Below are 12,438 nucleotides of genomic sequence, written 5' to 3'. Positions count from 1 at the left end.
CGAGGGCAGGTCCGGGCGGCAGCCGGACGGTCCGCACGGGCAGGGAAGGGCAGCGATCCTGCCCCTGGCCAGGTCCCCGCGTCCCTGTCGCCCCGGCGGGCCCCCGCGCAGACTCGACCTGGACACAGGCGACTGACCCGTTAGGACGCGAAGGAGCGAGTATGCCGACGTACCTCACCCCGGGCGTGTACGTGGAGGAGGTGCAGTCCGGTGCCCGACCGATCGAAGGGGTCGGCACCGCCGTCGCCGCGTTCGTCGGGTTCGCCGAGAGCGGCCCGTTCCACGCACCGACACTGGTCACCAGCTGGGACCAGTACACCCAGACGTTCGGCGGCTTCACCGAGGGCGCCTACCTGCCCCTCTCGGTCCACGGCTACTTCGCCAACGGCGGCGGCGCCGCGTACATCGTGCGGATCGGCGGCCAGGCCGAGGACGCCTCCCCGTCGGCCGACGGCGGCCGGCGCGCGCCCAAGGCAGCGGAGCCGGTGGCCCTCGGCGGCTTCCTCGTCGCCGCCAGGCAGGGCGTCACCGGCGTGTCGGTCGAGGTCGCCGACGCGGACGGCGAGAACCCGCCGGAGGACCGCTTCAAGGTCCTGGTCCGCCAGGGCGAGCAGGTCGTGGAGACCTACGAGGCCTCCACCCGCAAGAACGTCAAGGGATACCTGGTCAACCAGGCCCGTGCCTCCAAGCTGATCCAGGTCACCGAGCAGCAGGGCGCCGCCCAGACCAGGCCCGCCGCCCAGACCCTGGCCGTGCCCGACGCCCCGGCCGTGCCCGCGCCGAGCGGCTCGGGCGAGGTGGCCCGCCTCAACCCGGCGGAGTACGTCGGCGACGCCGCCGCCCGCACCGGGTTCGGGGGCCTGGAGACCATCGACGAGATCACCATGGTCGCCGTGCCGGACCTGATGAGCGCCTATCAGCGCGGCGACATCGACGCCGAGGGCGTGCGCACCGTGCAGCTCGCGGTGATCTCGCACTGCGAGCAGATGGGCGACCGCGTCGCCGTCCTGGACGCCCCGCCCGGCCTGGGCGCGCAGCAGGTGCGCGCCTGGCGCAACGACGAGGCCGGCTACGACTCCCGGTACGCCACCCTCTACTACCCCTGGGTCCGCGTCTTCGACCCGGCCACCGGACGCAACACCACCGTCCCGCCGAGCGGCCACATCGCCGGCGTGTGGGCGCGCAGCGACGGCGAGCGCGGTGTGCACAAGGCGCCGGCCAACGAGGTCATCCGCGGCGCGGTGGACCTGGAGCTCCGGCTCAGCAAGGGCGAGCAGGACCTGCTCAACCCGATCGGCGTCAACTGCGTACGGGCCTTCCCCGGCCGCGGCATCCGCATCTGGGGCGCCCGCACCCTCTCCTCCGACCCGGCCTGGCGCTACCTGAACGTGCGCCGCCTCTTCAACTACCTGGAGGAGTCCATCCTCCTGGGCACCCAGTGGGTGGTCTTCGAGCCGAACGACGACCGGCTGTGGTCCAGCATCCGGCGCAACGTCACCGCGTTCCTCACCGAGGAGTGGCGTAGGGGCGCGCTGTTCGGCCGCACGGCCGAGGAGGCGTTCTACGTCAAGTGCGACCGGGACAACAACCCGCCGGAGTCCATCGACCAGGGCCGCGTCATCTGCGAGATCGGAGTCTCGCCGGTCAAGCCCGCCGAGTTCGTGGTGTTCCGGCTGGCCCAGTTCTCCGACAGCACCAGCCTCATCGACGAGTGACCCCGGGTCAGCAGAACAACCAGCTCCGCAAGGGAAGGTGACAGACAGTCATGGCAACGGGCGATGCTCTTTCCACCCATGTCTTCGGCGTGCAGCTCGGCGGCTACCTGGTCGAGTCGATCCAGGAGATCAGCGGGCTGACCGTCGAGGAGGAGGTCGTCGAGGTACGCCAGGTCAGCGCGGAGGGCAAGCAGATCATCCGCAAGCAGCCCGGCGCCCGGCAGGCCGGTGAGATCACGATCACCCGGGGACTCGACCAGAGCAGTGAGTTCACCAACTGGATCAAGGAGACCCTGAACAACGGCGCCGTGAACTCCGCGCGGCAGAACCTCACCATCGAGATCAAGGACACCGAGGGCAACACGGTCCGCCGTATCCAGCTGATGCAGGGCTGGGCCTCCAAGTGGGAGGGCCCCTCCCTGAAGGCGGGCGAGTCGGCCGCGGCCACCGAGTCCGTGACGATCGTGTTCGAAGAGATCATCGTCGAATGAGGCGCCGTACCGTGACGGCGGGCAACCTGGAGGAGATCCTCCAGGCCACGGCCCCCGCCCCGGCTCCGGAGCAGGCGGCGGCACCCCCCGCCCCCGCCGCTCCGGCGCCGCCCCGGGAGGAGAACGGGCTGCGCACCGAGTTCGAGTTCGAGCTGCCGCGCGGCTACGTGGACGAGGCGGGCACGGTGCACCGGCACGGCGCGATGCGCCTGGCCACCGCCCGTGACGAGCTGCGTCCGCAGATCGACCTCAGGGTCAAGGAGAACCCGGCGTATCTGAGCGTGGTGCTGCTGAGCCAGGTGATCACCCGGATCGGCACCGTCACCGATGTGCACGCCGGGGTCGTGGAGCGGATGTACGCCACCGACGTCGCCTTCCTCCAGGACTTCTACCGCCGGGTCAACAGCGAGGGCCACACCCGTGCCGCGGTGACCTGCCCGCACTGCGAGGGCGGCTTCGAGGTCGACCTCTCGGGTGGGCGCCTGGGGGAATCGTGACGTACGCCCTTCCCCGGCTCCGGGAGGAGATCGCGTACATCGCCTATCACTTCCACTGGCAACGCGAGGAGATCCTCGACCTGACCCACGGCGAACGGCAGCAGTGGGTGGCCGAGATCGCCCGTATCAACACCCGCGTGAATGGGAGCGGTTGAGCACATGGGATGGCGGGACAGGCTGCGCCGCCGGGCCGCGACGCCGGCTGCCGCGGCCCCGGCCCGGGGGGCGCCCGGCACTCCGGGTGCCGCCGCGCCCGACGCTCCGGAGCCTTCCGTGCCCGGCGACTGGGACGGGGGCTGGCGCAGCACGGCCGCGCCGGAACTCACCGTGTCCCGCGCCCCGCTGGGCGTCAGCGACGGCCTCGCCTTCCGCGCGGGCCTGGCCGCCTGGCAGAACCCGTCGTTCGACAGCGGCCTCGGGCATGCGCTGCTGACCGCCGCTCCGGCCGGCCTGGTGCGCGGCGTCACCCGCCCGGCGGCTCCGCGGGCCACGTACACCGCCGGGGGGCCGCTGCTGCTGAGGGCGCTGCGGCCGGAGGGGGTGGACGGTGCGGAAGACGTGGTTTCGGACGGGGCAACGGCCGACGGGACACCAGAGATCGCCCGGCGGCCGGTTCCGGGGGAGCGGAAGTCAGGGTCGACGGGATCCCGTTCGGGCTCCTCGGCCGTACGGCCCGCCGGCGGCGACGCCGGTGGCGACACCCGTGCGGGATTGACGAGTTCGGGCGACGCGGCTCCTCGGTCCCGTGGTCTCACGGCCGCGGACTCCCCCGCCGTCCTCTCCGCGTCACCGGCCGCCGTCCAACGGGCCGTCGAGCCGGGCACGAGCACGGTCGTGGCTCCCGCCGACACCGGCCGTCAGCCGGTCGCTGCCAGGACTCCGCTCGTACGACGGGTGGCGGTCGTGCCGCCCGCAGCCGCGGACGGGACTGCGGCCCGACCCGCTTCCGAACCGAACCCCGGGCGGGCGTCCGCGACCCGGGGTGCTTCCAGGGGCCGTACGCCTTCGGGCCCGGCAGTCCGACGCGCCGATACGGAGGCGACCGGGCCGCACCCGGAACCATCCCGTACTTCCGGCGCCGACGGGTCTCACGCGGCCGTCCGGCCCAGCCCGTCGGGGCCTCGCCTGACCGTCGCCCGCCGCCCGGCCGGACCCGTGCGCCGCGTCGCCGCGGTGCGGCCCGCAACCCCTCCGGCGCCCACGCCCGACGCCTCCGGCACCACCACACCGGCCAGCACGAGCGCGGACTCCCCCGCCCACGTACAGCGCGCCGCCACGCCCTCGCGCGGTCGCGCTCCTCTCGGCGCCGCGTTGAGTGAACTGCCCTCCACAGCAACGCTGTTGCGGCGCGACACCCCCGCGCTCGGCGCCGGTTCCGCGCCCGGTCCGACCCTGCCCGTCGTCCAGCGCCAGGGCGACACATCGGTGCCGTACGACAGCGGCACGAGCGCCACCAAGGGAACGGCATCCGCGGCCCCGGCCGACGCCCCGCGCCGGACCCCGGCCCCGGACGGCTCGGGCGCCCGCGCGCGCGGTGGCCTGGGAGCTCCGCTGCCCGAGCTGCCGCCGAGCGCCGCGCTGCCCGGTTCCGCCGCGTCCCCTGCTCCTCGTGCTACTCGTACGGGACCCGGCCCGGACGTCCAGCGCGCTCCGGGAGCGGACGCCCCGCTGCTGGGGACGGCCGACGTCCAGCGCAGCCTCGCGGAGCACTCCACCACCGGGGGCACCACCACCGGGGCCACTCCCGTGGCCCACGGAAACGGGCCCGCCACGCCGCTGGTGACGACCTCCCCGGCCGTCGCCCCCGACCGCCCGGAACCGGTGAACGCCGTAGCCACGGAAGGCGCGGCAGCGGCAGGAAAGGCGCCCGTTGGGGCGAGCGCGGGCGGGCCCGGCTCGGGCGGATCGCGCGCTGATGGGCCGACCTCCGGCAGCCACCGGGCGGACGGCCCGCGCTCCGGCGGGCAACGGCCCCGTCGCCCCGCCGTCCCGGGCCCGGTCGTCGTGGCCAGGGCCGTGGCTCCAGGCACCGCCGGCATCCGGCCCGCCGGCTCGGCAGACCCGCGCCCCCTCACCGTGACCGGCTCCGCAGCACACTCGGCCACGGCGGCGGATCCCCGCACCCTCTCGCTGTTGGCGGCCCGCCCGCTCACCCTGAGCTCCCGGACCCCGGAAGGGGCGGCACCGCCCACCGCCGCCCGCTCCGGCGGCCGTCCCGTGGTGGCGGCGCGCTGGCCCGGTGCACCGGCCGCCGCCCAGGGCGACACCGCGCCACCGACCGGGACGCCCGCACACCGGGTCGGCCCGTCGGCCGTCTCCCCGGCCGCTTCCCCCGGCGGCTCCGGGACACCCAAGCGCCCGCTACCCGGCCCGTCCGCGCCCGCCCCGGCCACACCGCAGCTCCAGCGAGCCGCGACCGCGCACTCCGAACCGCAGGGCACGCGGGGCACGCAGGGCGCACCGGGCAAGGAAGCCGGCGTGCGAACGTCTGGCTCCCCGGCCCCGGTTCAGCGCGTCCCGGTCGTCCGTCCCGCGCCGCCCCGCCCCGTGACCGCGGGCGCGGCCACCGCCGTACCGGCGAAGCCCCTGCCGGTGACCGCCCCGCAGGCGCCGCCGCTCGCCGACCGCCCGGCGGGCGTCCCGGCACCGGTGGGGCCCGTTCCCGTGGTCCGGCCGCGGACCATCGCCCCGGGCTCGGCCAACCCGGTGCAGCGCGACGTCGCCGCCTCCGCCGGCGCCGACCCGCTCAAGGGCGTACAGGTCAAGGAGGTACCGGCGCGCGGCCGTGCGCGATCGTCGTCCGCGCCCACCGCCTCCACCTCCGCCTCGACCTCCACCTCGGGCAAGGCAGCCTCCCGCCGCCGTCCCGAGAGCCCCCAGGACGACCCCGGCCTCGACCTCGACGACCTGGCGCGCCGCCTGATCGACCCCGTGTCGCGGCTGCTGCGCACCGAGTTGCGGCGCGGTCGCGAACGCACCGGCCGCCCCTACGACGGACGCCGCTGAGGGCACGCCATGGACGATGACCGACCGGACGACGAACGAACTGACTGGCGAGTGACGGACCGATGACCGACAGCATCTTCGCGACGAGCGTGTATTTCCGGCTCGCGATCGGCGGCAACGACCTGGGCGCCTTCCACACGTGCTCCGGCATGGGCGCCGAGGTCGAGATGGAGACGTACGCCGAGGGCGGCAACAACGGCTTCACCTGGCAGCTGCCCGGCCGCGTGACCTGGTCCAACATCACGCTCACCCGGCCCGTCACCGCCGACACGGCGAAGATCGCCCGCTGGCTCGACGAGACGCTGAAGCGGGTGGAGCCCAAGGACGGCGAGATCGTGGCGCTGAAACCGGATCTCACCCGGATCATCAGCTGGCAGGTGTCCGGGATCGTCCCGGTGCGCTGGCAGGGTCCGTCCTTCGACCCCGCCAACTCCCAGGCGGCGGTGGAGACCCTGGAGATCGCCCACCAGGGCCTGCGCCCGTCCTGACCCGCCCTCACGCACTCCGCCCTCGACCAGCGCCCCGACAGCCGTCCCAGGAAAGGAGGTCCTGCCGTGTCCCCAGCACGCTCCAGCCGGGCCAGGGCCCAGCTGACCCTGAAGGAGCCCCCCACCTCCGTCGGCGCCAAGCCCGGCGGGACCATCGCGCGGCTGAACCTCCAGTTCAACCCCTCCACCCTGGAGCTGCGCAAGAGCACCGAATGGCGGCGCACCCCGTCCCGGATGGCGGGACAGTCGGCGCTGCCGGAGTTCGTCGGCAGCGGCCCGCGCACGCTCAGCCTGGAGGTGTTCCTGGACGCCACCGCCACCCACGACAACTCCGTGGAGCTGGCGGTGGAGAAGCTGATGAAGGGGTGCGTGCCGACCCCGGCCAGCCTGGGCCGCAAGAAGCCGGCCAGCCCGTGGGTGCGGTTCGAGTGGGGCATGGCGCGGACGACGTCGTTCGACGGGGTGCTGTCGAGCCTGTCGGTGAGCTACACGCTGTTCGACGTGGACGGCAAGCCGCTGCGGGCCACCTGCGCGCTGTCCATCGAGGAGGCGAGTGTCGACCCGGCGGGCCAGAACCCGACGTCCGGGGCGCGCACCGCCCGCAGCACGCACACCGTGGTGGCGGGCGACAGCCTGGCCTTGCTGGCCTGGCGGGAGTACGGCGACGCGACGGCCTGGCGGGTCATCGCGGAGGCCAACGGCATCGACGACCCGATGGCTCTCGTACCCGGCACCGAACTGGTGGTGCCGGGGCTGCGTGACGCGGGCGCTGAGGAGGACCAGTGAGCACATCCGAGGCGCGGGGCGGCCGGTCGTTCGCGGCCGACCCGGTCATCGAGACGCCCGCCGAACTCCCGCGGACCTGGGCCGCCCAGCTGGTGAACTGCGTGGTCGACGAGAACGTGGGCCTGCCGGACGCGGCCGTCCTCACCTTCCGCGACCCCGACCACGAGTTCCTCCAGAAGACCGGCATCACCATCGGCACCCCGCTGAAGGTGTCGGTGGTGACCGTCTCGGGGCAGGCGCGCGAGCGGCTGTTCAGCGGCGAGGTGACCGCCCTGGAGCTGGACCGGGACCGCACGGGCTCGTTCACGGTGGTGCGCGCCTACTCCAAGGCGCACCGCCTTCAGCGGGGCCGCAAGGTCGTGGCGTACCGGAACATGACGGCGGCGGCGATCGTCCGCAAGGTCGCCGCTGGGGCCGGGTTGGCCTGCGGGAAGGTCGAGGCCGAGCCGGTCACCTACCAGCAGCTGTCGCAGGCCAACGTGTCCGACTGGGACTTCCTGCAGTTCCTGGCGGGGGAGAGCGGCGCGCAGGTGCGGGTCGACGACAAGGGGCTGCTGCAGTTCACCAAGCCGCGGAAGGCGTCCGGCGCGCCCGCCCCGTCGACCCCGGCGACCCGCAGCCCGATGGTGCTGGAGTACGGGCGCAACCTGCTGGCGCTGCGGGCGTCCCTGTCGGCCGCGGACGGCGCGCAGCAGGTGGAGGTGCGCGGCTGGGACGTCGCCAACAAGCGGCCCCTGGTGGCCCGCAAGCCGTCGGTGAACAGCGAAACGGTGGTGCCGGGACTGAGCCCGGCGTTCGCCGCCCGGTTCGGCAAGTCGTCGAAGCTGACCGTCACGGACACCCCGTACCGCACCCACGCCGAGACGAAGGCGGTCGCGGACGCCACGGCCGCCGAAGTCAGCGCCGGATTCGGCGAGTTGGAGGCGCTCGTCGAGGGCAACCCCAAGCTGCGGGCGGGCAAGCCCGTGGCGCTCGGCAACGTCGGGCAGGCGTTCTCCGGGAAGTACACGGCGACGGCGGTGCAGCACGTCCTCGAACCGCACGGCGGATACCGGACGACGGTGTGGGTCAGCGCCAGCCCGGACCGCTCCCTGACGGGCCTGGTGACCGGCGCGAACGCGCCCGGCCGCGGACCCCGCATGCCCGGTCTGGCCATCGGCGTGGTGACCGACGTACGCGAACCCGGCGGCGGCGAGTCCGGCGGCGTACGGCTGAAGTTCCCCTGGCTGGACGACACCTACGTCACCGACTGGGTGCGCACCGTGCAGTGGGGCGGCAAGGGCGGTGGCGGCGTGTTCAGCCCGGAGGTCAACGACGAGGTCCTGGTCGGCTTCGAACAGGGCCTGCTGGACAGCCCGTACGTCATCGGCGGGCTCTACAACGGCGTGGACAAGCCCTCGCCGCACGACGTCCCGCTGGTCGACAAGACCACCGGGAAGCTCAACCGGCGCTCCCTCGTGTCGCGTTCGGGGCACCGGGTGGAGCTGCTGGACGCGCGGGCGCCCGGTCGCTCCGGGGTGCGGCTGACGAGCGCCGACGAGCGCCTCGAAGTGTTCCTGGACAACCGGCGGGACCGGATCGAGCTGACCGTCTACGCCGGGAAGGGCCGCCAGCGGCCCCTCAGCTCCGTCCTGCTCGACAAGAAGGGCATCACCCTGGACGCGGGGCGCGGCGACGTGAGCGTGTCGGGCCGGAACGTGGACATCCAGGGCCGGGTCGGGGTGAAGATCGGCGGCCGCACGGTGAGCGTCAACGGCTCGTCGAACGTCACCGTCGACGGCGGTCTGCTGGGCGTCCTCAAGGCCAAGCTCATCCGGATCAACTGACCTCTGTCTCCCCGACGTTCCCATCATTCCCAAGGAGTCCGCATGCCGGCCGCAGCCCGTACCGGTGACCCCACCAACCACGGCGGCGTGATCGCCCTGCCGACCGGCCCCGCCGCCCAGGTGATGCTGCGCGTGCTGATCGGCGGCCGCCCCGCGGCCGTGACCACGGGCCTCCCCGGCCCCCCGGGCAGTGTGCACACCTGCGCGATGCCCCCGCACCTGGCCCTGGGACCGGGCAACGTGGTCATGCCCGACCCGGCCGCGCTCGCCCGGGGCCAGGTCCTCATCGGCGGGCTGCCGGCCGCGAAGATGCGCGACAAGACCACGTGCGGCGCGATGATCTCGGGCGGTGCCCTGAACGTCCTGATCGGGGGCGCGTGATGAGCGACCGGTTCATCGGCCGCGGCTGGGCGTTCCCGCTGCGGGTCGGGCCGACCGGCGGGATCGGCATGGTCGAACGGGAGCGGGAGATCGAGGAGGCGATCCGCCTGGTCCTCGGCACCGCGCCCGGCGAGCGGCCCATGCGCCCCGAGTTCGGCTGCGGCATCCACGACTACGTCTTCGCGCCCGGCGACGGTGCCACCGCCGGACGGATCGCCCAGCGGGTGCGCGAGGCCCTGGAGCGGTGGGAGCCGCGCATCGCGGTCGACGACGTGGTGGTCGCCTTCGACGCCGTCGAGGACGGCACCCTCTACATCGACGTGCACTACACCCTGCGTTCCACCAACGACCGGCGCAACCTGGTCTTTCCCTTCTACACGATCCCCTCCGAGGAGGGGGCCGAGGAATGGGGCGCCGCCTGATGGCCCTGCCCTCCCCCAACCTGGACGACCGGCGGTTCCAGCAGCTCGTCGACGAGGCGAAGCGGTATGTGCAGCAGCGTGCCCCGGAGTGGACCGACCACAACGTCTCCGACCCGGGCGTCACCCTCATCGAGACGTTCGCCTACCTCGTGGATCAGCTGCTGTACCGGCTGAACCGGGTCCCCGACAAGAACTACACCGCCTTCCTGGACCTGCTCGGCATCCGCCTGTTCCCGCCGGCCGCAGCCGTGGCCGAGGTCGACTTCTGGCTGTCGGCGCCGCAGCCCGACACGGTGACACTGACCCCGGGCACCGAGGTGGCCACCGCGGGCGGCGAGGCCGACGAGGCCGTGGTGTTCACCACCACGGACGAACTGCGCATCATGCCCAGCGAGTTGATCCGCCTGGTGACCGCGTCCCGCGCCGGTGAGCAGACCGACCGGACCGGTGAGCTCGCCGAAGGCCGCGACATCCCTGCCTTCCAGGCGGCACCCCAGCCCGGTGACGCGCTGCTGTTCGGCCTGCCGACGGCGGTGCCGCGCTGCGTGGTCGCGGTGAACCTGGACAGCCGCGTGGAGGGCATCGGCGTCGACCCGCGCCAGCCCCCGCTGGTGTGGGAGGCGTGGGACGGCGGCGGCTGGCAGGTGTGCGAGACCGGCGAGGACTCCACCGGCGGCCTGAACCGGCCCGGCGAGGTCATCGTGTACGTACCGGCCGGGCACACCGCGTCGGTGATCGGCGGGACCCGGGCCGGCTGGCTGCGCTGCCGGGTCACCGAGGCGGAGCCGGGCCAGCCGTTCTACTCGGAGTCCCCGACGGTGCGCGAGGCGTCCGTGTTCACCGTGGGCGGCACCATGACCGTCGAGCACGCCGAGAGCGAGACCGACGTACCACTCGGCACCTCGGAGGGCGTCGCCGGGCAGACGTTCCGGCTCGGCCGCCCGCCGGTCCTCCTCGACCGCGAGCCCCCCGTGGTGGAGGTGTCCTCGGCCGAGGGCTGGCAGCGCTGGGACGTGGTCGAGCACTTCGGCCGCTCGGGCCCGGCCGACCGCCATGTCCAGGTCGACGCCACCACCGGCGAGTTCACCTTCCCGCCGGCGCTGCGCGAACCGGACGGCACCCTGCGGCAGTGCGGCGCCGTGCCGCCCAAGGGCGCCCAGATCCGGGCGGCCCGCTACCGCACCGGCGGCGGCCCCGCGGGCAACGTGGCCCGCGGGGCGATCTCCGTACTGCGCAGCTCCGTCCCCTACGTCGCACGGGTCGTCAACCGGGAGTCGGCCGGCGGCGGCGTCGCCGGCGAGACCCTCGCCAACGCCCGGCTGCGGGCACCGGACGCGCTGCGCATGCAGGAACGCGCCGTCACCGCCGGGGACTACGAGATCATCGCCGGCCAGGCCGCGCCCTCGGTACGCCGGGTCCGCTGCCTGCCCGCCGCCGAAGGAGCGGGCGCGGTACGGGTGCTGGTGGTCCCGGACGCGGTGGCCGACGAAGGAGACGACCGCCTCCGCTTCGAACAGCTCATCCCCTCCGACCAGGTCCTGCGGACGATCACCACGAGCCTCGACGAACGCCGTCTGATCGGCACCCGCCTGGTCGTCGAGCCGCCGGCCTACCAGGGCGTCACCGTGGTCGCCAGGCTGTCGGCGGCCCCCGCCGACACCGGCCGCGTCCGCGACGCGGCCCTGGCCGCCCTGTTCCGCCACCTCAACCCGCTGGTCGGCGGCCCGGACGGCACCGGCTGGCCCTTCGGACGACCGGTCCAGTACGGCGACGTCTTCGGCGTCCTCCAACGCGCCACCGGCAACGCGCTGATCGAGGAGATCCTGCTGTTCCCCGCCGACCCGATCACCGGGCGGCGCGGCGCGCCGACGGACCGCGTCGACTTGGCCGCGGGCGCGCTGGTCTTCTCCTACCAGCACCAGGTGGTCGTCACGGCCGTGGAGCCGGAGGCACGGGGATGAGCCGCGCCGCGATACCCGGTCTGCCGAGCCGGCACCCGATCGGCGGGCAGCTGCCCGCGCTGTACGCCGACGACGACTTCGCGCAGCGCTTCACCGCCGGACTGGACACCGTCCTCGCCCCGGTGTTCGCGACCCTCGACAACCTGCCCGCCTATCTCGACCCCCGGGTGGCCCCGGCCGACTTCCTGGCCTGGCTGGCGTCCTGGGTGGGCGCCGCCGACGACCCGCAGTGGCCGGTGGAGCGGCGCCGCGAGGCGGTTGCCCGCGCGGTGGAGCTGCACCGCTGGAGCGGTACCCGGCGCGGCCTGGCCGAGGCGCTGCAGCTCGCGCTCGGCGTGCACGCCGAGGTCATCGGGGACGGCGGCGCGGTGTGGTCGAGCACCCCCGGCGCCGACCTGCCGCCGGAGCCCCCCGCCGAGGTCCTGGTGCGGGTGTGGCCGGACCACGGGGCCTGGGCCGACCCGGCCAGGGTCCACGAGGTCGTCAGGGCCATGTGCCCGGTGCACACCGTCTGCCGGGTGGAAGTCCTGCCCGGCCCGCCCGTCGACGAAGGGAGGTGACGCCATGCGCGCCTGTCCCGCGTGCGGGGCGTCCAACGGCTCCACGGACGACTTCTGCGGCAACTGCGGGGCGTACCTGGGGTGGTCGGACCGTTCGGCGTCTTCGGGTACGTCGTCGGAGCCGCCGCCCTCGAGTACGCCCGCGGAGCCCTCGGCCCCCGGCACGTCCTCGGCGCCGTCGGCCACGGGCGCACCCGGCCCCACGGCTTCGGAGCCGCCGGTCCCTGGCCCGCCCGCCGAACCCCCGGCCGCGCCGCATGCCACGCCGCCCGACGCCGCCCGCCCGGCCGCCGCACCGGCGCCGC

The 12,438-nt window shown here is 74.3% G+C and carries 12 protein-coding genes; all 12 read left to right on the top strand.

Going from position 1 to position 12,438, the window contains the following annotated elements; genetic code table 11:
- Positions 1-161 precede the first annotated feature (161 nt).
- The 12 genes from J7E88_RS25950 to J7E88_RS25895 all read left to right on the top strand — a co-directional run bounded on the left by J7E88_RS25950 (position 162) and on the right by J7E88_RS25895 (position 12,133).
- Positions 162-1,715, top strand: coding sequence for a phage tail sheath family protein (locus tag J7E88_RS25950; RefSeq protein WP_215185202.1), 1,554 nt, complete (start codon positions 162-164; stop codon positions 1,713-1,715).
- A gap of 50 nt (positions 1,716-1,765) precedes the next feature.
- Complete coding sequence (locus J7E88_RS25945) at positions 1,766-2,206, top strand: phage tail protein (protein WP_215185200.1); 441 nt, start codon at positions 1,766-1,768, stop codon at positions 2,204-2,206.
- Positions 2,203-2,703 (top strand): zinc-ribbon domain-containing protein, encoded by a 501-nt coding sequence (locus tag J7E88_RS25940; RefSeq protein WP_129261300.1) that lies wholly within the window; start codon positions 2,203-2,205, stop codon positions 2,701-2,703. The genes J7E88_RS25945 and J7E88_RS25940 overlap by 4 nt, the downstream gene beginning before the upstream one ends.
- On the top strand, positions 2,700-2,858 hold the full coding sequence (locus tag J7E88_RS25935; RefSeq protein ID WP_215185198.1) for a DUF6760 family protein: 159 nt from the start codon (positions 2,700-2,702) through the stop codon (positions 2,856-2,858). The genes J7E88_RS25940 and J7E88_RS25935 overlap by 4 nt, the downstream gene beginning before the upstream one ends.
- Positions 2,859-2,862: 4 nt before the next feature.
- The gene (locus tag J7E88_RS25930) at positions 2,863-5,709 is read left to right on the top strand and encodes a hypothetical protein (RefSeq protein WP_215185196.1); all 2,847 of its coding nucleotides are present in this window, start codon (positions 2,863-2,865) and stop codon (positions 5,707-5,709) included.
- Positions 5,710-5,771: 62 nt separating this feature from the next.
- Positions 5,772-6,197 carry a phage tail protein gene (locus tag J7E88_RS25925; RefSeq protein WP_215185194.1) on the top strand — a complete coding sequence of 142 codons (426 nt, stop codon included), beginning with the start codon at positions 5,772-5,774 and terminating at the stop codon, positions 6,195-6,197.
- Between the two features lie 66 nt (positions 6,198-6,263).
- Positions 6,264-6,983 (top strand): LysM peptidoglycan-binding domain-containing protein, encoded by a 720-nt coding sequence (locus tag J7E88_RS25920; RefSeq protein ID WP_215185192.1) that lies wholly within the window; start codon positions 6,264-6,266, stop codon positions 6,981-6,983.
- The gene (locus J7E88_RS25915) at positions 6,980-8,809 is read left to right on the top strand and encodes a VgrG-related protein (RefSeq protein WP_215185190.1); all 1,830 of its coding nucleotides are present in this window, start codon (positions 6,980-6,982) and stop codon (positions 8,807-8,809) included. The genes J7E88_RS25920 and J7E88_RS25915 overlap by 4 nt, the downstream gene beginning before the upstream one ends.
- Positions 8,810-8,851: 42 nt before the next feature.
- The gene (locus J7E88_RS25910; protein WP_215185188.1) at positions 8,852-9,190 is read left to right on the top strand and encodes a PAAR domain-containing protein; all 339 of its coding nucleotides are present in this window, start codon (positions 8,852-8,854) and stop codon (positions 9,188-9,190) included.
- Positions 9,190-9,612, top strand: a complete 423-nt coding sequence (locus J7E88_RS25905) for a GPW/gp25 family protein (RefSeq protein WP_215185186.1) — start codon at positions 9,190-9,192, stop codon at positions 9,610-9,612. The genes J7E88_RS25910 and J7E88_RS25905 overlap by 1 nt, the downstream gene beginning before the upstream one ends.
- Positions 9,612-11,573: a putative baseplate assembly protein gene (locus J7E88_RS25900; RefSeq protein ID WP_215185226.1), complete on the top strand. Its 1,962-nt coding sequence runs from the start codon at positions 9,612-9,614 to the stop codon at positions 11,571-11,573. Before J7E88_RS25905 ends, J7E88_RS25900 begins: the two co-directional genes overlap by 1 nt.
- A complete protein-coding gene (locus tag J7E88_RS25895) occupies positions 11,570-12,133 on the top strand; it encodes a phage tail protein (RefSeq protein ID WP_215185184.1) in 564 nt (187 codons plus the stop codon). The genes J7E88_RS25900 and J7E88_RS25895 overlap by 4 nt, the downstream gene beginning before the upstream one ends.
- The last annotated feature ends 305 nt before the right edge of the window (positions 12,134-12,438 follow it).

The sequence above is a fragment of the Streptomyces sp. ISL-10 genome, from assembly GCF_018614575.1.
In the GTDB taxonomy this organism is placed as follows: domain Bacteria; phylum Actinomycetota; class Actinomycetes; order Streptomycetales; family Streptomycetaceae; genus Streptomyces.
The sequence above is the reverse complement of the archived record's forward strand: the minus strand, read 5'-3'. Positions and strand labels throughout refer to the sequence as shown.

Excerpts from the sequence above, each read along its gene's own strand:
- J7E88_RS25950 (WP_215185202.1), top strand. The coding sequence starts at position 162 with ATGCCGACGTACCTCACCCCGGGCGTGTACGTGGAGGAGGTGCAGTCC.
- J7E88_RS25945 (WP_215185200.1), top strand. The coding sequence starts at position 1,766 with ATGGCAACGGGCGATGCTCTTTCCACCCATGTCTTCGGCGTGCAGCTC.
- J7E88_RS25940 (WP_129261300.1), top strand. The coding sequence starts at position 2,203 with ATGAGGCGCCGTACCGTGACGGCGGGCAACCTGGAGGAGATCCTCCAG.
- J7E88_RS25930 (WP_215185196.1), top strand. The coding sequence starts at position 2,863 with ATGGGATGGCGGGACAGGCTGCGCCGCCGGGCCGCGACGCCGGCTGCC.
- J7E88_RS25925 (WP_215185194.1), top strand. The coding sequence starts at position 5,772 with ATGACCGACAGCATCTTCGCGACGAGCGTGTATTTCCGGCTCGCGATC.
- J7E88_RS25910 (WP_215185188.1), top strand. The coding sequence starts at position 8,852 with ATGCCGGCCGCAGCCCGTACCGGTGACCCCACCAACCACGGCGGCGTG.
- J7E88_RS25905 (WP_215185186.1), top strand. The coding sequence starts at position 9,190 with ATGAGCGACCGGTTCATCGGCCGCGGCTGGGCGTTCCCGCTGCGGGTC.
- J7E88_RS25900 (WP_215185226.1), top strand. The coding sequence starts at position 9,612 with ATGGCCCTGCCCTCCCCCAACCTGGACGACCGGCGGTTCCAGCAGCTC.
- J7E88_RS25895 (WP_215185184.1), top strand. The coding sequence starts at position 11,570 with ATGAGCCGCGCCGCGATACCCGGTCTGCCGAGCCGGCACCCGATCGGC.